Origin of the sequence: Megasphaera hutchinsoni, from assembly GCF_001553405.1 — a bacterium.
Taxonomy (GTDB): domain Bacteria; phylum Bacillota; class Negativicutes; order Veillonellales; family Megasphaeraceae; genus Megasphaera; species Megasphaera hutchinsoni.
Window position 1 is genome coordinate 79,700 of the sequence record NZ_KQ960941.1, and the last position, 26,219, is coordinate 105,918.

A 26,219-nucleotide genomic window follows, 5' to 3' on the forward strand; every position below is an offset into this window, starting at 1 on the left:
ATGTTATTACGTATACGCTGGATACGAGCAAATTGAAAACGCAGTTGAGCGGCAGTTCTTCCGGCGGATTTAATTCCATCGGCGTGTATTCCGGAGGTGTGATACAAGGTAACGAATATAAACCGGGAACTGTTACACGGGAATTGTCTTCTAATGAATTTCGCTTAGATTTCGGGGCAGGGTTGCAAGCAAAACAAGTAACCAAAGACGGGCAGCAATATACATTGGTTAGTATTGATGAGACCGTGTTGAAAACGGCTTCGTCGAAAGGAAAAGAAGGCACCAACGGAGTCACTGCGGCACAATTGGAACAAGTGTCGCAAGGGATGCAGACTCATATGGCGGTTTTAGGAAAACGTATGAACAGTATGGGTGCGGGGAATGCGGCCCTGGCGGCCTTGCATCCGATGGAATTTGATCCGGATGACAAGTTGGAAGCGGCTGTCGGTGTAGGCCATTACGGTGATGCGAATGCGGCGGCGTTAGGTATGTTTTATCATCCTGATGAAAATACGTTGATTAGTGTGGGCGGTGCTTTTGGTAAGGATAAAAATGTCATGAATGCGGGGATATCTTTCCGCATCGGTAAGGGCGGAAACGGTATGTTGTTAACTAAGACGGCTTTGGCAACGGCGGTAAAACAGCAAAATATAGTGATTCATCAACAAGAAGAACGGATTAGACAGTTGGAAAGGGAAAATAAAGCGCGGGATGCCAAGTTGGCGGAAGTGTTGCAGGCATTAGCACAGGTCAAGCGGTAAATGTAAGCGGATGCATATAATGGGATAGTAATTTTGTTCGGTAAATAAAGAAAAAAGAGAGGACTTTTGATACAATATATGGTGGGATGGTAAAGGTGAGAAAAGTCATAGGGAAGATGGAAAAATTCTTTATGAAAGGCAAGTTTTTACAAGCGAACAAGAAATGATAAGACAAGTAGCAAAACATGAAGCCAGATATAATAAAACTGCGAAGACTGGTCTTAATTTCAAAAATCCTAACCAAGTTGTGTCGGAATACTTCTCAACGTGTAACATATGTGTTGATAACTAAGATGCTAGATACATGAGTATGTATACGCTAATTGACAGACCGTAATATACATGATATACTAACAAACGTATGTAGAGTAGAACGCATATCGTTTGTACTCTCTTTTATTTTAGGCAATCCGCTGCCAGTAAGACGACTATGTAATAATGAATAGCGGAGGGTAAGATTGTCTTATAGGAGGAATAGAAAGATGAACATTATCAGCGTATTAGAACAAGAACAATTACGTCAAGACATCCCTGCCTTTCGTCCTGGAGATACAGTGAAAGTGCATGTTAAAGTTGTCGAAGGAAATCGGGAACGTGTACAGGTATTTGAAGGGGTTGTTATTGGCAGACAAAATGGAGGAGTACGTGAAACCTTTACGGTTCGTCGTATTTCTTATGGTGTCGGTGTAGAACGTACATTTTTAGTACATTCTCCGCGCTTAGCTAAAATCGAAGTTGTTCGTCGCGGTATTGTCCGTCGTGCTAAGCTACATTATCTGCGTGGCTTAACAGGTAAGGCTGCACGTATTCGGGAACGCCGGTAAATGGCATGTAACAGGGATCAGTTATGCTGGTCCCTGTTTTTTTTTCTTTTTTTTATGTACATTAATTTACTCATGAAGAGATAAAATTATGATATACTAAGATAGAAAAATATAATCATGTAGGCTTTTTATGCAGTTTTAGCTAGCGATATTTTATTAGTTTATATGTCAAGTGGAGTACATAATAATTGGTAGTATACAGATAAAATAATAAATAATTATGGTTATGAAGGAGATACAGGGATGATTACATGCAATGGAAATATTCAAGCGGATGCAATTGTTGTTGGAATTGATAAAACAAAGCAATTGATGCAACATATACCCAAAGAAGATGCGACACTTATCTATAAATATTTGGAAACAAGGTCATCCAACTTGGCATTTGCATCTGTTCAAGTATTTCATTGTGTTTGTGAAGAGCGGGTAAAAGTATATTTTTTAATTGGTCAAGAAAATGGCATGAGCAAAACACGAGATTTCAGTGATTATACGGCGGCCCGACAAGTTATGGCGTTAGCGATGAAAGAACATTGTCAGTCCCTTGCTGTATATGTAGATACTTTATCGATGCGGATAGAAACATTGATTGACGGATTATTAGATAGAAATTATGAATTTATACAGTATATGAAAAATAAAGAGAGGTGCGTAGTTGAAAAAATTAATGTTATCACCTCATCGTTACAAGTAAAAGAAATAAATTCATTGTGTTATAAATACATGTCTATGTATGAAGGGATTTATAAGGCAAGAGATTTAGTGAATATGCCACCGAATGAATTGACGCCGAGAAAATTTGTTGATCTCATGGCAACGATATTACAAGGTGGCGGGGGTAAAGTAGAATATTTTAACAAATGGTCGTTAGAAAAAATGAAAATGGGCGGTATTAGTGCTGTTGGTAAGGGAAGTATGAACCCGCCTCAATTAGTGGTAATACAGTATTTGGGGGATCCAGATAATCCGGATAAGTTGGGGTTAATCGGTAAAGGCGTTACGTATGACAGTGGAGGATTATCTTTAAAAAGTGCAGCCAATCAAGAATTTATGAAAGATGATATGGCAGGAGCAGCAACCGTAGTGGGGATTATTAAAGCGTTGCAATATTTGAAATATCCCGTTAATGTTATGGGGGTTATTCCTTTGGTTGAAAATATTCCTTCAAGTATGTCATATCATGTAGATGATATTATTACTATGTATGATGGAACCACTGTAGAAATTAAAAATACGGATGCTGAAGGACGGTTGATTTTAGCGGATGCATTATCGTATGCACAAGAAAAGGGTGCTACTCGTTTAATTGATTTAGCTACACTTACGGGGGCATGTGTTACCGCTTTAGGGACGATTCGTTCAGGGATGGTAGGTAATAATCAAGAATGGATGAATCAATTTTTCTGTGTGGCAGAACAAAATCATGAAAAAGTTTGGCAATTTCCCTTTGATGCGGAATATGGAGAGAGTCTTAAAAGCCAGGTGGCGGATTTAAAAAATATTGGAGGACGTGATGCGGGAGCGATTACGGCAGGGATGTTTTTGAATCATTTTGTGCGTGCGGATATTCCCTGGTTGCATGTGGATATTGCTGGAACGGCTTTTTGTGAACAGGCTGATAAGACGGGATTTTATGGAGCAACGGGTGTTGGTATTAAATCTATTTTGGAATTATTGCGAAGTGGGAGTATAGAAAAGAACAATCAATAGCATGTATAGTGGGTGAAAGTATGAATATTGTAGGTTTTATTGGGCCTAGCGGTACGGGAAAAAGTTATCGAGCGTTAGCTATTGCGTATGAACATCAACTAGATTGTTTAATTGATGACGGCATTTTAGTGTATCAGAATCGAATTGTAGCGGGTTCTACGGCGAAATCGGCGAATAATCACATGCAAGCTGTGAGGAAAGCTATTTTTATGGATCTGCAACAACAAAAGGATGTCCGTTTGGCATTAAAACGAATTAATCCAGCGGGTATTCTTATTTTAGGGACATCGGTTCATATGATAGAACGGATTTGTCAAAATTTGTCTTTGCCGATGGCGAATTCGTTCATATCGATTACAGACGTGGCGAGTGCAGAGGAAATAAAAATGGCTCAAAAAAATAGAATGGAAGAAGGTACACATATTATTCCCGTGCCAGTGTTTGAACTTCGTCCTCATTTTAGTGGGTATATTTTTAATCCGTTACGTTCTTGGTGGTATGGACGAAATGGCAAAGAAGCGATGGATCGATCTGTGGTTAGGCCTGTTTTTAGTTATTATGGTAAATTAATTTTTGCTAATAACGTATTATCTACGCTTGTGCAACATGGGATAGCACCAATAGATGGCATTGCTAAAGTTCATCGTATATATGTAGAAAAATGGCGAAAAAATAAGTATAAAGGCGTTCGTGTTCAATTAAAAATTACGATATATTGTGATGTGGTGATAAAAAAACTTATGGCTCAGATTAAGCGAACGATTCAACAGGAAATTGAATATATGACAGGTATGGTTTTATCGGCATTGGAAATCGTTATACAATGTCAGATTGAACGTGTATAATAAGGGCGACACATCTCGTTAGGTGTGTCGTTTTGTTTTACTGTACATCTGAAGTGGTAAATGGTATACTAGAATAATCAATAATGATTATTCTTTATTAGGAGGGAAATATGGATATACGCGACCATTTAAGCGATACGTATGATTGTTCGCATCCATTTCAAGTTCATGCTCCTTATAAACCAACGGGAGATCAGCCTGAAGCGATTGCCTCCTTGGTTAAGGGGATTCAATCGGGGCAATGGGCACAAGTATTATTAGGGGCGACAGGAACGGGAAAGACGTTTACGATGGCTAAGGTAATTGAGGCGGTTCAAAAACCGACCTTGGTGATTGCACATAATAAGACTTTGGCAGCACAACTTTGTAGCGAATTTAAGTCTTTTTTTCCGAATAATGAAGTAGCCTATTTCGTTAGTTATTATGATTATTATCAACCGGAAGCATATATTGCGACAACGGATACCTATATAGAAAAAGATTCATCTATTAATGATGAAATTGATAAAATGCGTCACTCTGCTACGATGAGTTTATTTGAGCGACGTGATGTTATTATTGTTGCTTCTGTATCATGTATTTACGGGTTAGGCGATCCGGAAGATTACAGTGAATTAGTGGTTTCCTTACGGCCTGGGCAAGAAAAAACACAAACGGATATTTTACATAAATTGGTATCTATTCAATATACACGCAATGATTTGGTGTTGCAACGTGGAACCTTTCGCGTGCGTGGGGATACGATTGAAGTATATCCCGTTTCTTTTGATAATACGGTTATCCGGATTGAAATGTTTGGCGATGAAATTGAGCGCTTAGTGGAAGTAGATGCGTTGACAGGTAAAATTATAGCAGAGCGAAATCACATAGCTATTTATCCAGCTAGTCACTATGTGACAACGCAAGCAAAAATGGAACGAGCGTTAGGAACGATTCAAACGGAATTGACGGAACGTTTAACGGAATTAAAAGAGGAAGGGCGATTATTAGAAGCACAGCGATTAGAACAACGAACTAAATATGATATGGAAATGATGATGGAGATGGGCTATTGCTCGGGGATTGAAAATTATTCTAGGCATCTAGCTGGGCGTAAAGCAGGGCAAACACCATATACATTATTGGATTATTTTCCTAAAGATTTTTTAATTATGGTGGATGAATCGCATGTTACCTTACCTCAGCTTCGTGCTATGTATGCAGGCGATCGCTCACGGAAAGAAAATTTAATTGAATATGGGTTTCGTTTACCATCAGCTTTAGATAATAGACCATTACGCTTTGATGAATTTGTTGATCGTATTAATCAAATTGTATATGTTAGTGCAACGCCTGGTTCATATGAAATGGAAGTATCGACGAATACGGTTCAACAAATTATCAGGCCTACCGGGTTATTGGATCCCCTGGTGGAAGTTCGACCTATTATGGGACAATTGGATGACTTATTGGGGGAAATTCGTATACGTGTACAAAAAAATGAACGTGTTTTGATTACGACACTTACTAAAAAAATGGCTGAAGATTTAACGCAATATTTAGAAGATATGCAGGTTCGTATTCGTTATTTACATTCGGATATTGCTACCTTTGAACGAGCTGAAATTATTAAAGATTTACGGGCTGGAGAATTTGATGTGCTTGTAGGGATTAATTTATTGCGTGAAGGATTGGATTTGCCGGAAGTATCGTTAGTGGCTATTTTAGATGCGGATAAAGAAGGCTTTTTGCGTTCGGATACGGCTTTTATTCAAACAATAGGTAGAGCGGCACGTAATGCGGAGGGAACGGTTATTATGTATGCCGATCGGATTACTGATTCTATGAAACGGGCGATAGATGAAACTAAGCGAAGAAGAACAATCCAAGAAGCGTATAATAAACAGCATCACATTATACCGAAAACGGTATCTAAAGAAGTGGTGTCTTTAATTGAATCAACTAAGGTAGCAGAAACAACACCGTCGTATGATGGTAAGACGAGCGTGTCGCCTAGTGACATGAAAAATCTTATTCATACGTTAGAGAAACAAATGCAAGAGGCTGCTAAGCGGATGGAATTTGAACAAGCCGCAGCTTTACGAGATCGTATTTCGGTCTTGCAAAAACAGTCTACACTTCAGATTTATGACGATACGTTACCTTCTGCATTGGCAGGTAAGGATATGCCCAAACGGCGGTATCGGCGAAAAGTTAGTCGTCCTGATCAGCACAAGCGGCGATGAGATGGGCTAAAAAAGGAGTAACATAATAATGGCAGAAGAATATATTACGATTAAAGGTGCCCGACAGCATAATTTAAAAAACATAGATATTCGTATTCCTAGAGATAAACTTATTGTATTTACAGGATTGTCTGGTTCGGGAAAGTCGTCGTTAGCGTTTGATACGATTTATGCAGAAGGTCAGCGACGATATGTCGAATCTCTTTCGGCGTATGCACGTCAATTTTTAGGACAAATGGATAAGCCTGATGTAGATTATATTGAAGGATTATCACCAGCAATTGCTATTGATCAAAAGACAACCAGTCGCAATCCTCGTTCGACCGTGGGTACTGTAACGGAAATATATGATTATTTACGGTTGTTATATGCTCGTATAGGAGAAGCGTTTTGTCCCAAATGTCATAAACCGATTACCCAACAGACCATTCAACAGATGGCTGATAACATAATGAAGATGCCTGCAGGGAGTAAAATCATGATTATGGCTCCTGTTGTTGAGGGGCGTAAAGGAATGCATCAAAAGACATTTACTCATCTTATTAAGGAAGGGTATGTGCGAGTTCGGGTAGATGGAGAAGTATATATGCTATCTGAGGATATTCCTTTAGAGAAAAATAAGAAGCATACGATTGAAGTCATTATCGATAGGTTAGTAATGAAGGATACCATTTTATCACGTTTAACCGATTCACTGGAAACGGCGGCAAAATTGAGTAATGGTTTAGTGCGTGTGTTGGACATGGCTACGCAGCAGGTACAAGTGTATAGTCAATATTTTGCATGCCCTACTTGTCATATTAGTTTACCTGAAATTGAACCCCATTTATTTTCTTTTAATAGTCCTTTTGGGGCATGTCCAGCTTGTTCGGGTATAGGTAGCACGATGGAAGCGGATGAAAAATTAATTATTCCAGACACGCATGTGCCTTTTTCAGAAGGTGCCGTAGCGGCGTTAAGTAGTAATCCGAACTCATGGTTTATGCGTCAGTTAGGGGGTTTTTTAACTGCACAAGGAGCAGATATAAATCAGTCATTAGCAGATTTGACGCCAGAAGTACAAGCCAAGTTATGGTGGGGGACGGAAGAAACATGTGAATTTGAATATGAAAACATGCGGGGGGAATCAAAAACTTTTGCTGTTCCTTTTGAAGGTGTTATTCCTATGGTACGGAGACGATATCAAGAAGCGTCAACGGATATGATGCGCGAACAGTTTGCCGAGTTTATGCGGATTAAACCATGTGGTACATGCAATGGTGCCAGATTAAGACCGGAGGCTTTAGCGATTCGCATTGGGGGATTAAACATATATGAAATGACTAAATTATCTATCGCTGAAATGATTTTGTTTTTTCAAAAGCTTACGTTAACTTCTCGCCAAAAAATAATTGGTAAGCAAATTTTGAAAGAAATAGCATCACGGTTATATTTTTTGCAAACGGTTGGCTTAGAATATCTAACCTTAGCACGCAGAGCCGGAACCTTATCGGGGGGAGAATCGCAGCGGATTCGTTTGGCAACACAAATCGGTTCTGCTTTGGTGGGTGTTTTATATATATTAGATGAACCTTCGATTGGGTTACATCAACGAGATAATAGCAAATTATTAGAAGCGTTGTGTCATTTGCGCGATATCGGGAATACCCTTATTGTAGTAGAACATGATGAAGATACGATGTATACAGCTGATTGGTTGGTAGATATTGGTCCAGCTGCAGGTAACCAGGGGGGGATGGTGGTTGCTCAAGGACCGATTGCGAATATTATGGAATGTAACGAGTCATATACGGGTCAATATTTGAGTGGCAAGAAATATATTCCTTTGCCCTTAAAACGACGTAAGGGCAAGGGACATGAGATTGTTGTGCACGGTGCGGCCGAACATAATTTAAAAAATATTGATGTAGCATTTCCTTTGGGTGTGCTAACTGTTGTTACGGGTGTGTCTGGATCGGGAAAATCAACCTTGGTGAATGAAATATTATATAAGGGAATGGCAGAAGCCATATATGGTACGCTACATCGAGCAGGAAAATTTTTAGCATTGGATGGGGCTGAATATATTGATAAAGTAATTAATATAGATCAGTCCCCTATTGGGAGAACGCCGCGGTCTAATCCGGTAACGTATACGGGTGTGTTTGATTCTATTCGTCAGTTATTCAGTCAAACCGCGGAGGCTAAGGTTAGAGGATATGCGGCAGGACGCTTTAGTTTTAATGTTAAAGGTGGACGGTGCGAAGCTTGTCGGGGTGATGGCATCATTCGGATTGAAATGAATTTTTTACCTGATGTATATGTGCCTTGCGAAGTATGTCATGGTGCTAGATATAATCGAGAAACGTTAGAAGTAAAATATAAAGGGAAAACAATTTCTGATGTATTACATATGACTGTTGCCGAAGCGTGCGAATTTTTTTCAGCGATACCGCGGATTGTTAATAAATTGAAAACATTACAAGACGTAGGTTTAGGCTACATTCAGTTGGGACAATCCGCAACAACGTTGTCAGGTGGGGAAGCACAACGGATCAAATTAGCTTCAGAATTATCTAAACGAAGCACAGGAAAAACGTTGTATATATTAGATGAACCAACAACGGGTTTACATACAGCCGACATACATAAGTTACTAGAAGTATTACAATTATTAGTTGATAGTGGTAATACGGTAGTGGTTATTGAACATAATTTGGATGTTATAAAAGTAGCCGATCATATTATTGATTTAGGACCGGAAGGTGGAGATGGTGGTGGAACGATTGTCGCTATTGGTACGCCTGAAGAAATTTGTAATGTTTCGGCTTCTTATACAGGACAATTTTTGAAACCTGTCTTAGAAAAGACGAAGAAACGTATGCAAGGAGAAGGTAAATATGTTGAGTGAAGCCGTAGTAGAAAAAATTCACCAACTACCGTTGAGTCCAGGGGTATATTTATGGAAAAATGCTCAAGGTCGTATTATTTATGTGGGAAAAGCCGTTCAATTGCGTAATCGTGTACTCAGTTATATTCGTAAAGATGCCAATCGATCACTTAAGGTTGCGGCAATGATGAAACATGCCGTGGATTTAGAAACGATTATGGTATCTACTGAAATGGAAGCATTGTTATTAGAAAACACATATATTAAAAAATATCAACCGCGATATAATATTTTATTGCGAGATGATAAGACCTATCCGTATATTAAAGTTACGGTGCAAGAAGTATATCCTCGTGTTTTTCTTACACGTCAAATTCGTCATGATGGCGCTCGGTATTTTGGCCCTTTTACCGATGTGGGGGCAGTTCATCGCATATTAGACTTAATACAACGCCGATTTCATTTACGAACATGTCGAACGATGAGAACCGATCGTCCTTGTTTACAATATCATTTAGATTATTGTAAGGCCCCTTGTGCAAAGTTGATTCCAGAGGAAACATACCGTGCTTTAGTGATGCAAGTTGTGGCAATATTAGAAGGCAAAGATAAAGAACTTATTGCTATCTTAACACGCTTTATGGCGGAGGCAGCAGAGAAGATGGATTTTGAAAAAGCCGCTTTATATAGAGATCAAATAAAAGCAATTGAAAGTATTCAAGAACAACAACATGTTATTCATGTGGGTGGAGGAGATCTAGATGTCATTTCGTTAGTAACAGAAGCGGGACAAACGTGTGTACAGATTTACCAAATACGTTCAGGAAAATTGCTGGGGCGAGAAATATTTTATTTAGAAAATAGTAATGCCGAAACAGTGGATATTTTGACAGAAGTTGTATTAGATCAATATTATGATAAATACGTTGATATTCCTCAGGAAATAATCGTTCCGGCTTTGCTAAATAAGAATGAATACGAAGAGCAATTAAGATGTCGTTATGGTCATCCCGTATCGATAACTATTCCCCAACGTGGCTTGAAAAAAAAATTACTCACCATGGCGGAAACAAATGGAAAAATTATTTTACAGCAGCGGCGTTTACAGTGGCAGTACAATCAAGATAAAACGATGGGTGCCGTAGAAGCTTTGGCAGAGATATTTGACTTACCACGGTTGCCTTTACGGATGGAGTGCTTTGATATTTCCCATACCCAGGGAATAGAAACAGTGGCATCTATGGTTGTTTTTGAAAATGGTCGTCCCGCGAAGCGTGAGTATCGGCGGTTTAAATTACGAACGGTGCAGGGAAAACCGGATGATTTTAAATCAATGGCAGAAATTATGCAGCGCCGATATGGTGAAAAAGAGTGGCCTATACCCGATTTGATTATTATTGATGGGGGATTAGGTCAATTACACGCAGCCCTTCCTATTATTAGAAAAGCGGGCTGTATGGCCCCCGTTATTAGTTTGGCGAAGCGTATCGAAGAAGTGTTTGTTGAGGGAAGCAATCAATCGATTATATTAAGTCATCACACGCCGGAATTACAGCTCTTGCAAGCGATTCGGGATGAATCACATCGCTTTGCGATTACGTATCATCGGACATTGCGAGGTAAAAGGGGATTAGTTTCTCTTTTGGATCATATTGAAGGCGTAGGACCTAAGCGACGCAAAGCGTTGTGGTTACATTTTAAAAATATGGAAGAAATTAAACAAGCTAATGTGGAAGCACTTACGGCAGTGCCGGGGATGAATAAAAAAGTTGCTGAAAATATTTATAATTTTTTTAGACTCGGATTAGATGAAAGGAAAAAACGCGTAGGGATAAGTAAAAGTTAAATAAATATAGGGATAGTCGCTATATTCAAAGAATATGTAGCGACTATTTTAGTATAAACAGTACTTAATAATCATTATCGTAAAATAATAAATGCTTTGAGAGATATATATAATTTATTGTGAAGCATATATTGAAAAGAAAAAGAAGAGAATATATATACATAAATAACAATAAAATGCTAATGATAATCAATATAAATAAAGAAATAAAGAAAAAATATAAAAAATATACAAAAATAGGTTGCCAAATATTTTACGATGTGGTATTATAAATACAGATAAAAGATAATTAATATTTGTTAGTTACAATTTTTAGGGAGGCAATAACAATGGATAAATACGAATGCACAGTTTGTGGATATATTTATGATGAAGCAGAAGGAGATGCTGATAACGGCATTAGTGCAGGCACGAAATTTGCTGATTTAGCTCCTGATTGGATGTGTCCAATGTGTGGGGCTGATAAAGGTTCGTTCGTTAAGGTTGATTAATGGATATAAAACATAAAGGGGTTATGGTGTAAAACCGTAACCCCTTTTTTTTATAAAAAGAAAAAGTTACTTATCAACAAGTAATTTGTATAGACGATATAAATGCTCTTTGTTACAATAAAAAGAAAACGTTATCTCAATAAGGAGGTATATATATGGATATACAAACCATTCGAAAGAAAGCCAAAGAACGTCAAAAGGCATGCATTGTCTGTTCTTATTGTGATGGGAATGGTTGTAGAGGAAAAATTCCAGGATTTGGCGGATTGCGAACGGGGCGTTCGTTTCAGCGTAATATAGAAGCGTTAGCAGCATATGGACTAGTTATGAATAGTATGAGTGGTACGGTCTGTCCTAAAACGGATGTATCTTTTTTTGGAAAGACGTTGCGTTTTCCGGTGATGATCGCACCTATTGGGGCGATTGCCTTAAATTGTGGCTGGCAAGAAGAAACAGAAGCTCGTGAATATGAATATGTTGAAGCCATTTGTGGTGGCGCTGCGGATGCCGGTGTGGCGGCTTGGACTGGTGACGGAGGGATTCCGTTTGTATATCAAGCTGGGATGGATATGGCACAAAAATTTGCTAAGACCGTTATTCCTACGATTAAACCGCGGGTGGATGAAGAAATTATTGACCGTATTCATCGTGCAGAAGCAGCGAATGCCTTAGCTGTAGCCTGTGATATAGATGCAGCTACTTTAGTGAATATGCGGTTGTTAGGACAACCAGTTGAACCGAAATCACCAGCGAGTATTCGTACGTTGGCCGGCATCTCTTCCCTTCCTTTTATCGTAAAGGGGATTATGTCAGCAAAAGAAGCATTGATTTGTGCTGAAGCGGGTGTTTCTGGCATTGTTGTGAGCAATCATGGCGGTAGGGCATTGGATGGCTTAGCGGGTACGGCTGATGTGTTACCTGAAATTGCGGCTGCCGTCAAAGGAAAACTTACGATTTTTGTCGATGGGGGCATTCGTCATGGTGAAGATATATTGAAAATGTTGGCGTTAGGTGCAGATGCCGTACTTATCGGTCGGCCCGTAGCTATTGCGGCTATCGGTGGTGGTCGTGAGGGCGTACGTATATATTTAGAACAATTATATCAAGAGTTTTCTGAAGCGTTAATTATTACAGGTACACCGAGTGTAGATGATATATCTTCAAATATTATTCGAACCTTATCATCATATTAAGGAAAGTCTGTTAAACAGTAGATAAAAATTGCTAGGTTTATATTTTTTTTATATTTTCTTTGATTTTGAGAATTAAAGGTGATAAAATATAGGTGTATTTTTGATAGTGATTATTTATGATAATAGAGGCAATATATGAAAAAACAATGGCAATGGCGGAAACATGAGCCTTTTTTAGCAAGCGAAATGGCACAATCTCTTCATATTTCTACTTTTTTAGCAGAAATATTATTGGGGAGAGGAATTACGACAGTTGAAGAAGGTGTCCATTTTTTGCATGATACCGTAGCGGATGCGGCTGATCCGCACTTAATGAAAGGCTTAGATAAGGCTGTTGAACGCTTGCAGAGTGCTATTGAAAAGAAAGAAAAAATTGTTGTCTATGGTGATTATGATGTAGACGGTATTACAGCGACGGTCATTTTATATTCTATTTTACGGGATTTAGGGGCCTGTGTTGATTATTATATTCCTGAACGACAAAGTGAAGGTTATGGTTTACATCAAGAGGCCTTAGAGCAGTTAGTGCAGGCACAAACCGATCTGTTGGTTACCGTTGATTGTGGTATTGCCTCGGCAGCATTGGTATCAGCGTTTAATTCGGCGATGGATATTATTATTACGGATCACCATGAACCGCCACCACAGGTGCCACCTGCATATGCTGTGTTAGATGCGAAACAACCTGATTGTACTTATCCTTATAAGGAGCTTGCTGGTGCAGGTGTCGCATATCTGTTGGGACGTACGTTGTGGAAACAAATGCGACATACGACATTAACGAAGTATGCGGAAATCGCGGCCCTGGGAACGATTGCTGATTTAGTTCCGTTAACAGGCGAAAATCGGGCATTGGTTAAAGCCGGATTGCAACGAATGAGAGAGGGGGCGAACCCAGGGTTAAATAAGTTGTTTTCCATAGCGAACATTCCTCGTCAGCGTGTGCAAGCCGGCACGATTGCCTATCTGATTGCACCACGGTTAAATGCGTCAGGGCGATTAAGCCATGCCAAACGGGGGGTGCAATTACTCTTAGCGGAGGAAACAGATCCGCAGATTACATTGATAGCCGAAGAGTTGAGTGCTTTAAATAAGGAACGACAGGCGATTGAAAAGCAGATATCGCAACAAGCGGTTCAACAAATTAAGGCCGGTGGACATGAACAGGATGGGGTATTGATTGCCTATGGTGAAGAGTGGCATCCTGGTGTGATTGGTATTGCCGCTTCTCGCGTGGTAGAAAAATATTATCGACCAGCTTTAGTGATTAGTGTACATAATGGTATAGGGAAAGGATCTTGTCGGAGTATTGATGGTTTCCATATGTATCAGGCTTTGCAGTACGCAGCCGATTTATTGATACAATTCGGGGGACACCAAATGGCGGCGGGATTTTCTGTTGCTGTTGAGAATATCGAAGCATTACGACAACGGTTATGTGAATATGCAGCCAAGGAAATGAAAGCGGAAGATTATGTGCCTAAGATTGTTATTGAGGGGGAATTATTGGCGAGCGATATTACGTTGGCGTTAGTACAGGAAATGGAACAATTAGAACCGTATGGAATGAAAAATGCTCGTCCTATATTTGCAATAAAAGAAGCGAATATCAACGATGTGAAAATGGTAGGTACTGATAAAAGCCACTTACAGATGAAAATTCGATCGACTACACCAAACGTATTGACTGCTATTGGTTGGTCTATGGGAGAGATGTATAGTAATTATTGGCTTGATACAGCAGATATAGCCTTTCAATTAGACCTGAATGAATTTAGGGGAGAAATAACGCCTCAATTGGTTTTAAAAGATATTCGAGCTAAAAAAGAAGATATTCATTTAAATCGTGCTGTTATGGTCGATATATATCAATTGATTCATAGTTACGCAAAACGATTTGCTTTTTATGGTTCGTCTAATTCTGTTCCGGAGATAGAACAAGGTAGATTACAACAATACTTGTTACAAGAACGGCAACGGCAATATGGTGGCGCTGTTGTTTATGCGGTAGTGCGGGTGTTGATGGAATTGGGAATATTACAACTGCGGTTAAGCTCTCATGGACCCGTTTATGTATTACCACTTATTGCACATAAATTGCAGCTTTTAGATTCTGCAACATATAGAAAATATTATGCACGAGAGGAGGGATAATGTGGAGACAGAACATATTCCAGAAGGAACAGTAGAAGAAAAATTTCAATATTTACTGGCTACAATACGGAAGTATCAACCAGATCTATCGGAAGATATATTGACTAAAGCTTTTATCTTAGCTGCTGATGCACATAAAACGCAACGCCGTGTAAGTGGAGAACTTTACATTGTCCATCCGTTGGCAGTTGCTCAAATTTTGGCAGATATGAAAATTGATGCGACGACGATTACCGCCTCTTTGTTACATGATGTAGTGGAGGATACGAAATATACATTAGAGGAAATTGAAGAACGATTTGGTAAAGAAGTTGCTTTTTTAGTAGATGGGGTTACGAAATTAAATCGGTTAGATTATCGGACAAAAGAAGATCAGCAACTTAATAGTTTGCGAAAAATGTTTTTGGCGATGGCAAAAGATATTCGGGTAGTGGTAATTAAACTGGCGGATAGGCTACATAATATGCGGACGTTGCGTTATATGCGTAGTGATAAACAAAAACGTATATCGCAAGAAACACTGGAAATATTTGCTCCTTTAGCCCATCGATTAGGTATTTTTAATATTAAATGGGAACTGGAAGATTTATCATTTCGTTATTTAGAACCAGATAAATATTATGATTTAGTCGATCAGATGAAGCAAAAACGGCACGCCCGTGAAGAAATTGTTAATGATGCGATTACGGTTTTACAGAAGGCGTTAGCAGACTCACATATTTCTTTTGAAATTAATGGCAGACCGAAACATTTATATAGTATTTATAAAAAAATGAAAAAAGATAATCGAGATTTGAGTCAGGTCTACGATTTATATGCCATTCGTATTATCGTTGATACGGTGCAAGATTGTTATGGTGTGTTAGGTATTGTACATAGCTTATGGAAACCTTTGCCGTATCGATTTAAAGACTATATTGCTATGCCGAAACCCAATAATTATCAATCACTTCATACGACGGTTATCGGTTCGCAGGGACAGCCCGTTGAAATTCAAATTCGTACGTGGGAAATGCATCATGTTGCAGAATATGGTGTAGCCGCTCATTGGCGTTATAAAGAAGGACATGCCAATGCAGGAGCTAATGAATTTGATGAAAAAATGGGGTGGTTACGAAATTTGTTGGAATGGCAAGATACGAGTAATCCCCGTGAGTTTATGAATGCGTTAAAATTAGATGCCTTTTCGGATGAGGTGTTTGTATTTACGCCACAGGGCGATGTTATTGATTTGCCGCAAGGTGCGATTCCGATTGACTTTGCCTATCGGATTCATACGGATGTGGGACATCATTGCGTAGGGGCGAAAATTAATGGTAAAATTGTCCCCTTGGATTATTCTTTAAAAAATGGTGATATCGTTGAAATCATTACGACGAAGACGGGAAAACCTAGTATGGATTGGTTGAAAATTGTAGGTAGTTCGGAAAGTCGTTCTAAAATTCGTACATGGTTTAAACGAGAAAATCGTGAAGAGAATATTGAAAAAGGGATGGAAGCCTTAGAAAAAGAGTGTAAACGTTTGGGCTATGAATGGAAAGCCGTTTATACGACTAGTCGTTTGGCACATATTGCTAAGCAGATGAACGCAGGGACGGAAGAGGATCTAGTAGCAGCTATTGGGTATGGAGGTTTTGCCGTCAATACCATTTTAATTAAATTGATTAAAATGTATAAACAAGCGGATCAAGATAAAGAAGGCTTAGAGCCGATACAAGTTATGGAAACGGTAAAATCGGTGAAAAATGTACAAACTACCGGTTCGGGTATTTTAGTAAAAGGGGAGGCAGGACTACTTATTCGTATAGCAAAATGTTGTAGTCCTGTACCAGGTGATCCGATTATTGGTTTTATTACGAAAGGTCGGGGTATTTCCGTCCATCGAGCTGATTGTCCTAATATTAATCACGTCCGTAGTGATGTCGAGCGCTTGATTGATGTTGAATGGGAATGTAGTGGTAAGGAATGGTTTGAAGTGCATATTGAAATTGTCGCTTATGATCGAACAGGGATTATGGCAGAGATTATGGCAGTATTAGCGGAATTGAAAATTTCTATATTAAGTATGAATGCCAAGGTGAATGATACCAAAACAGCTATGATTTATATGGGCATCAGTATTAAAGATTTAGCTCAATTTGAATTTGTCACTACTAAAATTCGCCGGTTAAAAGATGTGTATTCAGTGGCACGATATACAGGAGGTCAATTATGAGGGCAGTAGTACAGCGAACGTTATCTTCACAGGTTACTTCGGAAGGCGTTGTAACAGGTGCTATTAAGCGAGGGCTAACTGTTTTATTGGGCGTGGCACCTGATGATGATGAACGTGATGTCGCTTATATGGTAGATAAGCTTGTTCATATGCGAATATTTGAGGATGAACAGGGAAAAATGAACATATCCGTTCAGGATATTCAAGGGTCTATTCTCGTGATATCTCAGTTTACCTTATATGGTGATTTACGTCATGGCCGACGCCCCGGTTTTACGGGCGCAGCGGCTCCAGAGGTAGCCGCTAAATGGTATCAACGTTTGATTGACGCATTGCGAGCAACGGGACTTACGGTTGAAACAGGCAAGTTTCAAACAGAGATGCTCGTGACATTGGAAAATGATGGTCCTGTTACCATATTATTAGATAGTAAAAAAATATTTTAATGAAAGGTGGATAATAACGATAATAATGAGTATGAAATATGAAGTAAATGTATTAGGTCCAGTTATGACGAATTGTTATATTGTATATGATACGGATACTAAAGAAGGTATGGTCATCGATCCGTCTTGGGATTATGATGTTATTCATGCACGCTTACAGGCATTGGGTGTATCCTTGCAATATATTGTCCTGACCCATGGGCATGCTGATCACATTGGGGCCTTGCAAGAATTGCGACAAAAAGAACATGTCCCCGTATACATAGGTGCAGGAGATAAAGCACTAATTTCTAATTCACGCAATAATATGTCTATGTTTGTGGGGCGAGAAATTGTATGCGATTTACCAGAGTATATTTTGGCAGATGGGGATGTATTACACTTAGGAAAATTATCATTTCGCGTTATTACGACACCGGGACATACGCCCGGAGGAATTTGCCTTTATGGACAGAATACACTGTTTTCTGGTGATACGTTATTCCGTTATTCCGTGGGTAGAACTGATTTATATGGGGGTGCTTGGGATACATTGATTCAGAGTATCAACGAAAAATTAATGATCTTACCACCCGATACGGTGGTATTACCAGGACACGGACCGGCGACCACGATAGGGGAAGAAAAAACAGGCAATCCCTATTTGGATGGAGGCTGGTAATGGATGTTCCGGGATAGAGGCGTACAATTTTGGATGAGGATTGTTTTGGGATTGCTGGCAATGGTGTTTTGCATTTCTATCCATGCTGTTTATTGGCCCATTGTTATTTCATTAATTTTTACTTTCATTTTAATGCCTATTCGTGATTTGATCATTCGACTTGTTCGGTACATGACGCATCGTACGTTGCCAAGTAGTGTGGGAATTGTCATTTCATTTTTTGTATTGATTGTGATTTTGACTTGCATGATGAACGTTATTTTACGACCCTTATTGTATCAATTGAATTTATTAGCTGCGAATTTTAATTCGATCGTAGCACAAATGGCAGCACTTATAGCACATTTGGAAAACGATCAAACGCATATATATATACCTGAACAGGTCAAGCAACTGATCAATGATACATTACTACGAATTGGAAATTACGGGGTCGATAGTATTACCGATGTGGTTCGATCTTTAGTGGTCATTGCCGGCACGCTAGTAGAATTTTGTGTAGTGCCTTTTATTACGTTTTATTTTATGAAAGATGGTAGTAATTTAGTGACATCCTTTATATCGATATTTCCTAGTGCTTATCGCGGACGGTTAAATATGGTGGTCAGTGAAATACACCGCGTATTGAGTCGATATATTCGAGGTCAAATTATATTGAGTTGCATTATGGCGGGGGTCATCTTTTTGGGAATGTGGATTATGGGGGTACCTTATCCCTTGGTCATTGGTTTATTAGCGGCAATTACTGAATGGATTCCTATTGTTGGACCTATTGTCGGAGCTGTTCCTGCCATTTTATTGGGAGCGACAATTAGTGGTTCTCTTGCACTTAAAGTGTTCGTTTTTTATGTGATTGTACAACAAATTGACAGTCACGTTATTATGCCTCAAGTAATGGGGGCGGTTATTAGATTACATCCTGTAGTGATTATTATTGCTTTGCTTATTGGCGGGACACTGATGGGGATTACAGGAATGATCTTAACGGTTCCAATTACGGCAGTATTACAAATTATTGGTACGCATTTATGGTTTTATGAAACGTGTACAGACAGGGAGATGGAGAATTATGGAAAAAGATAAGGTTGAATTGATGGAAGTTATGATGAAACGTATGAAAGAGAAAATTAAGGATAATCGTTATAAAATGACGACCCAACGGCAAGTCATTTTACGTGCTTTTGTTGAAAGTACGATTCGTCATATGAGTGCAGAAGAAGTATTTGAATTGGTGAAGAAAACGTCTCCCGATATTGGGTTGGCAACTATTTATCGTACGTTGGATTTATTTACGGAAATGGATTTATTGAAAAAACTGGACTTCGATGATGGGTGCAGTCGTTATGAATTAAATGATCGGGAAAATGAAGAACATTTTCACCACCATTTAATTTGCTTAGGATGTAATAAAGTGCGAGAATGTAAGGATGATTTATTAGAAACATTAGAAGCTAATTTACAAAAACAATATCATTTCCGCACAGTCGATCATCAATTAAAAGTGTATGGTTACTGTGAAGAATGTGATGCAAAACGCCAAAAAGAAGGCGAAGAAACCGACTCATCCATAGAGCAGGCATGAGTAGCACGCAAAAGTACATTTATCGAGGACCAACAGAATATCATGCCATGGTAGGGCAAGTGATGGCATATTTGGGTTTTACTGGCGGGAGATTACCTGGTCTAGTGGAAGCGGTGGTTTTGATAAAAGAAGAAAACCACCGTTTCTTCTTGCATTGTTTATATGGTCATGATGAAATGGCACGATCTTTTGTGGGAGAATTAAAAACAAGTCTTATCGGGCAAGAGATAAAACGATATTTATTGCATTGGTATGATACGTGGCAAGGTGTAGAACGAGGCAGGTGGGGAATCTTAATTGGTGTTCGCCCAACAAAATTGGTACACCATTTACTTGATAAGGGATTAGATGAAAAGCAAGTGCAGTATGAATTGGTACATACATATGAAGTGGATGCAGAATTAGCTAGTCAATTAGTACGTATGGCGGTATTACAACAACCCTATATTAAGGTACCAGCCAATCAAGTATCTATATATGTAGGGATTCCTTATTGTTCTAGTCATTGCTTATATTGCTCATTCCCGTCTCGTTTGGTGCAACAGAATGTGGGTATACCGAGTTTTATTGATGCGTTAGTACAGGATATTGATGATTGGGGAAGCATATGTCGTCAATATGGGTTGCACGTACATTCTATTTATGTCGGCGGAGGAACTCCTACTTGTTTGCCTGTACAAGCATTACAGAATATTTTATGTGCTATTAAAGAAGCGTTTCCTAATGTTCAAGAATGGACCGTAGAAGCAGGACGACCGGATACGGCATCACTTGATAAATTAACGCTGTTGGCCGAATGTGGTGTCCATCGAATTAGTGTAAATCCACAGACGATGCAACAATCGTTGCTTGACTGTATGGGGAGAAAACATGTGATAGAGGATGTTTATCGCATGTATGAACAGTGTCGTGCATTACATTTTTCGATTATTAACATGGATTTTATTGCTGGGTTACCTAGACAAACCGTAGCAGATATGCAAGAGAATATGAAAATTGTTTGCCAACTCTTACCGGAAAATGTTACAATTCATACGTTAGCGTTAAAAAAACAAGCTCCTTTATTTTCACATCCCTTACGACAAGAGATTCCGTCGGAAGCCATTGTAACGGATATGCTGGCATGTTGTCACCATACGTTAAAAGATGCGGGTTATATTCCCTATTATCTTTATCGACAAAAATACATGGCTACGGGCTTTGCCAATATTGGGTATGCTCAACCCGGCACGGTTAGTGCTTATAATATAGAAATGATGGAAGAACGTCAAAACATATTTGCCGTTGGTCCTGGAGGTGCAACCAAGCTCATTACGGGAAAGTATACATTAGCTAAAATGTATCAGCCTAAAGATATAGATCGGTATATACAAGAATTACCAGAAACGATAAAGGAGAGACACCGTTTGTGTGCCGATATATGGAGGAGAGGATAAGTCATGTCAATTACCGCACCGCGAGGTACGCAAGATTTTTTACCAGAACAAACGGTAGCGTGGCAAATGTTGGAGTCTAAGATTCGCAATATATGTGCGCTATATGGATTTGGTGAAATTAGAACACCTATATTTGAACAGACGGAGTTGTTTTTACGTGGAATCGGAGAAACAACCGATGTAGTTACAAAAGAAATGTACACCTTTTTAGATCGAGGTGGACGTAGCATGACGTTGCGTCCGGAAAACACGGCATCGGTCGTACGATCTTTTTTAGAACATAAACTGTACAGTGAGGCAAAAGTACATAAATTATATTATATGGGTCCCATGTTTCGTCATGATCGACCGCAAGCTGGGCGGTACCGTCAATTCAATCAATTTGGCGTAGAAGCGATTGGTTCTAAAAGTCCTGCTGTGGATGCAGAAATTATTGCAATGGCATTTCAATTATTTCATGAGTTGGGCTTAGAAGATCTTACGTTGCATTTGAATTCGGTAGGATGCTCTTGTTGTCGACCGCGATATAGAGAAAAATTACTAACATTTTTGGAAAATAAAAAAGAGGAATTATGCGAAGATTGTCGCACGCGGTTAGAAAAAAATCCCTTGCGTGTCTTAGATTGTAAACTAGACGGAGAAAAAATGATGCAAATGGGAGTGCCGTTAATTACAGATTCACTTTGTGATATGTGTCATGATCACTTTGAACAGGTCCAGACATATTTAACGAGTATTCATATTCCTTTTGTGTTAGATCCGCGCTTAGTACGAGGTTTAGATTATTATACGAATACGGCTTTTGAAATTATGTATACACCTTTGGGCGCACAAAGTACTATTTGTGGAGGCGGTAGATACGATGGCTTGATTTCAGAAGTAGGAGGTCCGGATACTCCTGGTATTGGCTTTGCTATAGGCATGGAACGATTGTTACTAACATTGCAGGAACAAGGATTGATGAAAAATGTAGAAACGCCTATTCCCGTATACATCGTTGCTTTAGGGGATAAGGCTCGCGAGCAAGCGTTTGTTGTACAACAACAACTGCGTGATCGTGGAATTTATGTAGAGATTGATCTCATGGGGCGTAGCATGAAAGGGCAGATGAAAGCAGCCAATAAGTCTCGTGCTATATATACGGTTATTATGGGTGATGATGAATTAGCACAGGGAGAAGTTTCGGTACGAAATATGCAAACCAAAGAACAAGTTAGTGTTGCCTTAGATGACATTATTACTTATATAGAAGAACAAGAGAAAGGAATGAAAGCGTAATGGAAACGACAGTAGGATTGCACCGGTCACAATATTGTGCAGAAGTCAGTGAAGCAGATCAAGGGAAAGAAGTCATATTATTTGGTTGGGTAGAACGCCGGCGTGATCATGGAGGATTAATTTTTATTGATTTACGGGATCGCACGGGGGTTGTACAAGTCGTTGCTTCTCCAGATTACGAAAAAGATGCATTTAGCAAAGCGGAACAAGTTCGTAATGAATATGTTTTGGCTGTTCGCGGCAAGGTACGTATGCGTGATAAGGAAACGATTAATCCGAAAATGAAAACTGGTACGATTGAAGTACGGTGTGAAGAATTACGGATATTGAATCAGTCCCAAACGCCACCGTTCTATATCGAAGATAACATTGATGTGGATGAAAAAATTCGCTTGAAATATAGGTACTTAGATTTACGCCGTCCTGAAATGCAGCATAACTTGGTTATGCGTCATCGCGTTAAACATGCGATGCGGTCTTTCTTAGATGCACATGGTTTTATTGACATTGAAACGCCAGAATTGTGTAAGAGTACACCCGAAGGTGCAAGAGATTACTTAGTTCCCAGTCGCGTAAATGAAGGCAAGTTTTATGCGTTACCTCAATCACCTCAGATTTTTAAACAATTATTAATGATATCAGGCATGGATCGGTATTACCAAATTGCTCGGTGTTTCCGTGACGAAGATTTGCGTGCGGATCGACAACCTGAATTTACCCAATTAGATATGGAAATGTCTTTTATGGATCAAGAAGAGATATTATCGTTGACCGAAGAAATGATGCAGTATATTTTTAAAGAAACGTTAGGGTATGAAATTTCTTTACCTATTCCTCGTATGACGTGGGATTACGCTATGGAAAATTATGGTTCTGATAAACCTGATTTGCGTTTTGATATGAAATTTACAGATGTTACAGAATTAGTTAAAGATACGGAATTTAAAGTATTTCGTAGCGTTATTGATAACGGTGGACAAGTCAAGGCAATTAACGTAAAAGGGGATGCCGATATCCCACGGCGTGAACTTGATGGTCTGGTAGAATATGTAGGGCGTTATGGTGCTAAAGGACTGGCTTGGATTGGCTTTTTAGAAGACGGAACGTTAAAATCACAAATTAAGAAATTCTTTAGCGAAGATATGTTACGTGCTATTGGGCAAAAATGTGGCGCTGAAAAAGGCGACTTAGTCCTCATGATTGCGGATAAACCAGCCGTTGTAGCCGCTGCTTTGGGGGAATTGCGTAAAGAAATGGCCCGTCGCATGAATTTAATTGATGAAAATGCGTTTGCCTTTACGTGGGTTGTTGATTTCCCCATGTTTGAATATAATGAAGAAGAAAAACGTTACACCGCAATGCATCATCCGTTTACGGCTATGCGTGATGATGATTTAGATAAATTGGAAAGCGATCCTGCACATGTATATGCGAAAGCATATGATTTGGTGTTGAATGGTATTGAATTAGGGGGAGGCTCTTTGCGTATTTATCAACCGGATATTCAACAGCGTGTATTTAAGGCAATTGGCTTAACTCCAGAAGAAGCAGAACAAAAATTTGGCTTCTTAATTCGTGCATTTGAATATGGGGCACCTCCCCATGGTGGTTTGGCTTTTGGTTTAGATCGTATGATTATGTTAATGTTAAAACGTAAATCAATTCGTGATGTCATTGCTTTCCCGAAGACGCAGAATGCAATTGACCCGATGAGTGAAGCTCCTTCTGAAGTAACACGGAAGCAATTGCATGAATTGCACATTCAAGTAGAAGAAGATCTTGTTTCTAAGTAATAGATGATCCATTTTGAGTATTTCCTATGTAGTATAAATAGGGATGAAGAAGGAGGGATTTGGTGCGTACTTTTTTACATGAAGTATATGAGTGGTTGTATTCCATTGTTATTGCCTTAGCCATTGCCTTGGTAATTCATATCTTTTTTGTCCAACCAACACGTGTTTCCGGTGAATCAATGGTACCCACGTTACATAATGGAGAGTATTTGCTGGTAGCTAAATGGCCACATATTTTTAAACAGATGCCACAATATGGACAAATTGTGATTATTGATAGTCGTGTGGCTTATCAACGTACATGGAAAGATGATGCGGCGGAACCGATGCATAATTATTTTGCTTTCTTTAATGCGAATTTACAAACGCACCATGTCTGGGTAAAGCGAGTGATTGGTTTACCTGGTGACACCTTGGCTTTTCGTGAGGGAAAAGTTTGGCGCAATGGCAAACCGCTGACGGAAACATATATTAATGAGCCTATGGAATACACCAGTTCCAAAGAAATACGGATACCGGAAGGTTATGTATTTTGCATGGGTGATAATCGAAATCATAGCAGTGATTCACGCTATATTGGACCCGTTCCTTTGGATCATGTCCTGGGACGAGTTATTTGGTAATTTTACGTAGACAGTTCGCAATCCATCCTGTCGTTAAATAAAACTAGGAACATCGTAAACGATACGCATTGTTGATGGATGAAAAGCTATTTTCATCCATCATTTTTTTTAGGAGGTGACGCTTATGTATTCATTTTGGTCTAGTTCGCGACGATTAACTATATCAGCGATGGTAATAGCTGCTTATTTGGCTATCATATTTTTTACAGCAGGTATTTCTTTTGGTGCATATCAAATTCGGATTGCCACAGCATTGTATGCATTAGCGTATTGTTTTCCCTTCCTAGTTATTCCGATGGGAATTGCTAATTTTTTTGCCAACTTATTATTTGGTGGGTTAGGTATAATTGATATGATAGGGGGAAGTTTGGTCGGAATGATCGTAACTTTTTTACTGGTGCAAATTAAAATACGTACCTTGCCGATTTGGTTTGCTTTTTTTCCGATTGTACTTGTGCCGGCTTTGGGTGTGGGTTTATGGTTAGCACCCTTATTGCATATACCTTATACTGCTGTGGTGAGTAGCATCGCTATTGGGCAAATTATTCCGGCGGGAATAGGCGTATTTTTTATTCATACATTTATACGGTATAAATATATTTTTATAAAGGAGAACATATGAGTCGAACAAAACAAGAATTACAAGGCATTACGACCTTGGGAAAACAACAAACTCAGTATAGCACAACCTATGATCCGACCCAGCTGGAAACATTTGTGAATAAACATCCTGAGCATGATTATTTTGTGAAATTTAATTGTCCTGAATTTACTAGTTTATGCCCTAAAACAGGACAACCCGATTATGCTACGCTTTATATATCTTACGTTCCTTGTGAACGCATGGTGGAAAGTAAATCATTAAAATTATATTTGTTTAGCTTTCGGAACCATGGGGATTTTCATGAAGATTGTGTAAATATCATTATGAACGATCTTATTTCGTTAATGGATCCCAAATATATTGAAGTATGGGGTAAATTTTTACCGCGGGGGGGCATTAGTATTGATCCTTTTTGTAATTATGGGAAAAAAGGTACTCCGTGGGAACAAGTTGCATGGAAACGCTTATCTGAGCATGATATGTATCCAGAGATAGTTAATAATAGATAGGGGTTTAGTTGTTATAAGAAATAATTGGGTTTGCTTTTTCGGTAGGATATATATAAACGGTGTATCTTGTGAAGATACACCGTTTTTTCTTGTTTATGCGTTTTTTTTGCCTGGTGAGAAAAATAAGTAAATACAAAATGATATTGTTTATCTA

21 protein-coding genes are annotated in these 26,219 nt (G+C 39.0%); all 21 read left to right on the top strand.

Translation table 11 applies throughout. The features are described from left to right. A partial coding sequence (locus HMPREF3182_RS03540; RefSeq protein ID WP_062485486.1) for a YadA C-terminal domain-containing protein occupies window positions 1-761 on the top strand: 761 nt, incomplete at its 5' end. 482 nt (window positions 762-1,243) lie between these two features. Continuing rightward, window positions 1,244-1,585 (top strand): 50S ribosomal protein L19, encoded by a 342-nt coding sequence (gene rplS / locus HMPREF3182_RS03545; RefSeq protein WP_007393115.1) that lies wholly within the window; start codon window positions 1,244-1,246, stop codon window positions 1,583-1,585. A 243-nt stretch (window positions 1,586-1,828) separates the two neighbouring features. Then, window positions 1,829-3,295: a leucyl aminopeptidase family protein gene (locus tag HMPREF3182_RS03550; protein ID WP_062485488.1), complete on the top strand. Its 1,467-nt coding sequence runs from the start codon at window positions 1,829-1,831 to the stop codon at window positions 3,293-3,295. Between the two features lie 20 nt (window positions 3,296-3,315). Then, on the top strand, window positions 3,316-4,140 hold the full coding sequence (locus tag HMPREF3182_RS03555) for an Asp23/Gls24 family envelope stress response protein (protein ID WP_007393086.1): 825 nt from the start codon (window positions 3,316-3,318) through the stop codon (window positions 4,138-4,140). Window positions 4,141-4,250: 110 nt separating this feature from the next. Continuing rightward, on the top strand, window positions 4,251-6,365 hold the full coding sequence (uvrB, locus tag HMPREF3182_RS03560) for an excinuclease ABC subunit UvrB (protein WP_062485490.1): 2,115 nt from the start codon (window positions 4,251-4,253) through the stop codon (window positions 6,363-6,365). A gap of 28 nt (window positions 6,366-6,393) precedes the next feature. Beyond that, entirely contained in the window at window positions 6,394-9,255 is a 2,862-nt protein-coding gene (uvrA, locus tag HMPREF3182_RS03565; RefSeq protein ID WP_062485492.1) for an excinuclease ABC subunit UvrA, read from the top strand. Beyond that, the gene (gene uvrC / locus HMPREF3182_RS03570; protein ID WP_062485494.1) at window positions 9,245-11,080 is read left to right on the top strand and encodes an excinuclease ABC subunit UvrC; all 1,836 of its coding nucleotides are present in this window, start codon (window positions 9,245-9,247) and stop codon (window positions 11,078-11,080) included. Before uvrA ends, uvrC begins: the two co-directional genes overlap by 11 nt. 329 nt (window positions 11,081-11,409) lie before the next feature. Then, complete coding sequence (locus HMPREF3182_RS03575; RefSeq protein ID WP_007393083.1) at window positions 11,410-11,571, top strand: rubredoxin; 162 nt, start codon at window positions 11,410-11,412, stop codon at window positions 11,569-11,571. A 155-nt stretch (window positions 11,572-11,726) separates the two neighbouring features. Then, the gene (locus tag HMPREF3182_RS03580; protein ID WP_062485496.1) at window positions 11,727-12,764 is read left to right on the top strand and encodes an alpha-hydroxy-acid oxidizing protein; all 1,038 of its coding nucleotides are present in this window, start codon (window positions 11,727-11,729) and stop codon (window positions 12,762-12,764) included. A 135-nt stretch (window positions 12,765-12,899) separates the two neighbouring features. After that, window positions 12,900-14,918, top strand: coding sequence for a single-stranded-DNA-specific exonuclease RecJ (gene recJ, locus HMPREF3182_RS03585; protein WP_007393135.1), 2,019 nt, complete (start codon window positions 12,900-12,902; stop codon window positions 14,916-14,918). Continuing rightward, the gene (locus HMPREF3182_RS03590; protein ID WP_050791368.1) at window positions 14,899-17,133 is read left to right on the top strand and encodes a RelA/SpoT family protein; all 2,235 of its coding nucleotides are present in this window, start codon (window positions 14,899-14,901) and stop codon (window positions 17,131-17,133) included. Before recJ ends, HMPREF3182_RS03590 begins: the two co-directional genes overlap by 20 nt. Next, window positions 17,130-17,579, top strand: coding sequence for a D-aminoacyl-tRNA deacylase (dtd, locus tag HMPREF3182_RS03595; protein ID WP_007393101.1), 450 nt, complete (start codon window positions 17,130-17,132; stop codon window positions 17,577-17,579). Before HMPREF3182_RS03590 ends, dtd begins: the two co-directional genes overlap by 4 nt. A gap of 25 nt (window positions 17,580-17,604) precedes the next feature. Beyond that, window positions 17,605-18,240 (top strand): MBL fold metallo-hydrolase, encoded by a 636-nt coding sequence (locus HMPREF3182_RS03600; protein WP_007393081.1) that lies wholly within the window; start codon window positions 17,605-17,607, stop codon window positions 18,238-18,240. A 3-nt stretch (window positions 18,241-18,243) separates the two neighbouring features. After that, window positions 18,244-19,323 carry an AI-2E family transporter gene (locus HMPREF3182_RS03605; protein WP_007393108.1) on the top strand — a complete coding sequence of 360 codons (1,080 nt, stop codon included), beginning with the start codon at window positions 18,244-18,246 and terminating at the stop codon, window positions 19,321-19,323. After that, on the top strand, window positions 19,310-19,822 hold the full coding sequence (locus HMPREF3182_RS03610; protein WP_007393089.1) for a Fur family transcriptional regulator: 513 nt from the start codon (window positions 19,310-19,312) through the stop codon (window positions 19,820-19,822). The genes HMPREF3182_RS03605 and HMPREF3182_RS03610 overlap by 14 nt, the downstream gene beginning before the upstream one ends. Next, window positions 19,819-21,258, top strand: a complete 1,440-nt coding sequence (gene hemZ / locus HMPREF3182_RS03615; protein ID WP_007393087.1) for a coproporphyrinogen dehydrogenase HemZ — start codon at window positions 19,819-19,821, stop codon at window positions 21,256-21,258. Before HMPREF3182_RS03610 ends, hemZ begins: the two co-directional genes overlap by 4 nt. Before the next feature lie 3 nt (window positions 21,259-21,261). Next, a complete protein-coding gene (gene hisS, locus HMPREF3182_RS03620; protein WP_062485498.1) occupies window positions 21,262-22,536 on the top strand; it encodes a histidine--tRNA ligase in 1,275 nt (424 codons plus the stop codon). Beyond that, window positions 22,536-24,329: an aspartate--tRNA ligase gene (gene aspS, locus HMPREF3182_RS03625; RefSeq protein ID WP_062485500.1), complete on the top strand. Its 1,794-nt coding sequence runs from the start codon at window positions 22,536-22,538 to the stop codon at window positions 24,327-24,329. Before hisS ends, aspS begins: the two co-directional genes overlap by 1 nt. Before the next feature lie 62 nt (window positions 24,330-24,391). Continuing rightward, the gene (gene lepB / locus HMPREF3182_RS03630) at window positions 24,392-24,952 is read left to right on the top strand and encodes a signal peptidase I (RefSeq protein ID WP_007393082.1); all 561 of its coding nucleotides are present in this window, start codon (window positions 24,392-24,394) and stop codon (window positions 24,950-24,952) included. Window positions 24,953-25,076: 124 nt separating this feature from the next. Then, entirely contained in the window at window positions 25,077-25,574 is a 498-nt protein-coding gene (locus HMPREF3182_RS03635) for a QueT transporter family protein (RefSeq protein WP_062485502.1), read from the top strand. Continuing rightward, complete coding sequence (gene queF, locus HMPREF3182_RS03640; protein WP_062485504.1) at window positions 25,571-26,065, top strand: preQ(1) synthase; 495 nt, start codon at window positions 25,571-25,573, stop codon at window positions 26,063-26,065. The genes HMPREF3182_RS03635 and queF overlap by 4 nt, the downstream gene beginning before the upstream one ends. Window positions 26,066-26,219 lie beyond the last annotated feature (154 nt).

Bases quoted from the DNA above. Each gene is read 5' to 3' on its own strand.
- HMPREF3182_RS03550 (WP_062485488.1), top strand. From the start codon at position 1,829: ATGATTACATGCAATGGAAATATTCAAGCGGATGCAATTGTTGTTGGA.
- hemZ (WP_007393087.1), top strand. From the start codon at position 19,819: ATGAGTAGCACGCAAAAGTACATTTATCGAGGACCAACAGAATATCAT.
- HMPREF3182_RS03590 (WP_050791368.1), top strand. From the start codon at position 14,899: ATGCACGAGAGGAGGGATAATGTGGAGACAGAACATATTCCAGAAGGA.
- aspS (WP_062485500.1), top strand. From the start codon at position 22,536: ATGGAAACGACAGTAGGATTGCACCGGTCACAATATTGTGCAGAAGTC.
- HMPREF3182_RS03610 (WP_007393089.1), top strand. From the start codon at position 19,310: ATGGAAAAAGATAAGGTTGAATTGATGGAAGTTATGATGAAACGTATG.
- uvrA (WP_062485492.1), top strand. From the start codon at position 6,394: ATGGCAGAAGAATATATTACGATTAAAGGTGCCCGACAGCATAATTTA.
- rplS (WP_007393115.1), top strand. From the start codon at position 1,244: ATGAACATTATCAGCGTATTAGAACAAGAACAATTACGTCAAGACATC.
- uvrB (WP_062485490.1), top strand. From the start codon at position 4,251: ATGGATATACGCGACCATTTAAGCGATACGTATGATTGTTCGCATCCA.
- HMPREF3182_RS03600 (WP_007393081.1), top strand. From the start codon at position 17,605: ATGAGTATGAAATATGAAGTAAATGTATTAGGTCCAGTTATGACGAAT.
- HMPREF3182_RS03635 (WP_062485502.1), top strand. From the start codon at position 25,077: ATGTATTCATTTTGGTCTAGTTCGCGACGATTAACTATATCAGCGATG.
- hisS (WP_062485498.1), top strand. From the start codon at position 21,262: ATGTCAATTACCGCACCGCGAGGTACGCAAGATTTTTTACCAGAACAA.
- uvrC (WP_062485494.1), top strand. From the start codon at position 9,245: ATGTTGAGTGAAGCCGTAGTAGAAAAAATTCACCAACTACCGTTGAGT.
- dtd (WP_007393101.1), top strand. From the start codon at position 17,130: ATGAGGGCAGTAGTACAGCGAACGTTATCTTCACAGGTTACTTCGGAA.
- HMPREF3182_RS03605 (WP_007393108.1), top strand. From the start codon at position 18,244: ATGTTCCGGGATAGAGGCGTACAATTTTGGATGAGGATTGTTTTGGGA.
- HMPREF3182_RS03555 (WP_007393086.1), top strand. From the start codon at position 3,316: ATGAATATTGTAGGTTTTATTGGGCCTAGCGGTACGGGAAAAAGTTAT.
- HMPREF3182_RS03580 (WP_062485496.1), top strand. From the start codon at position 11,727: ATGGATATACAAACCATTCGAAAGAAAGCCAAAGAACGTCAAAAGGCA.
- queF (WP_062485504.1), top strand. From the start codon at position 25,571: ATGAGTCGAACAAAACAAGAATTACAAGGCATTACGACCTTGGGAAAA.
- HMPREF3182_RS03575 (WP_007393083.1), top strand. From the start codon at position 11,410: ATGGATAAATACGAATGCACAGTTTGTGGATATATTTATGATGAAGCA.
- recJ (WP_007393135.1), top strand. From the start codon at position 12,900: ATGAAAAAACAATGGCAATGGCGGAAACATGAGCCTTTTTTAGCAAGC.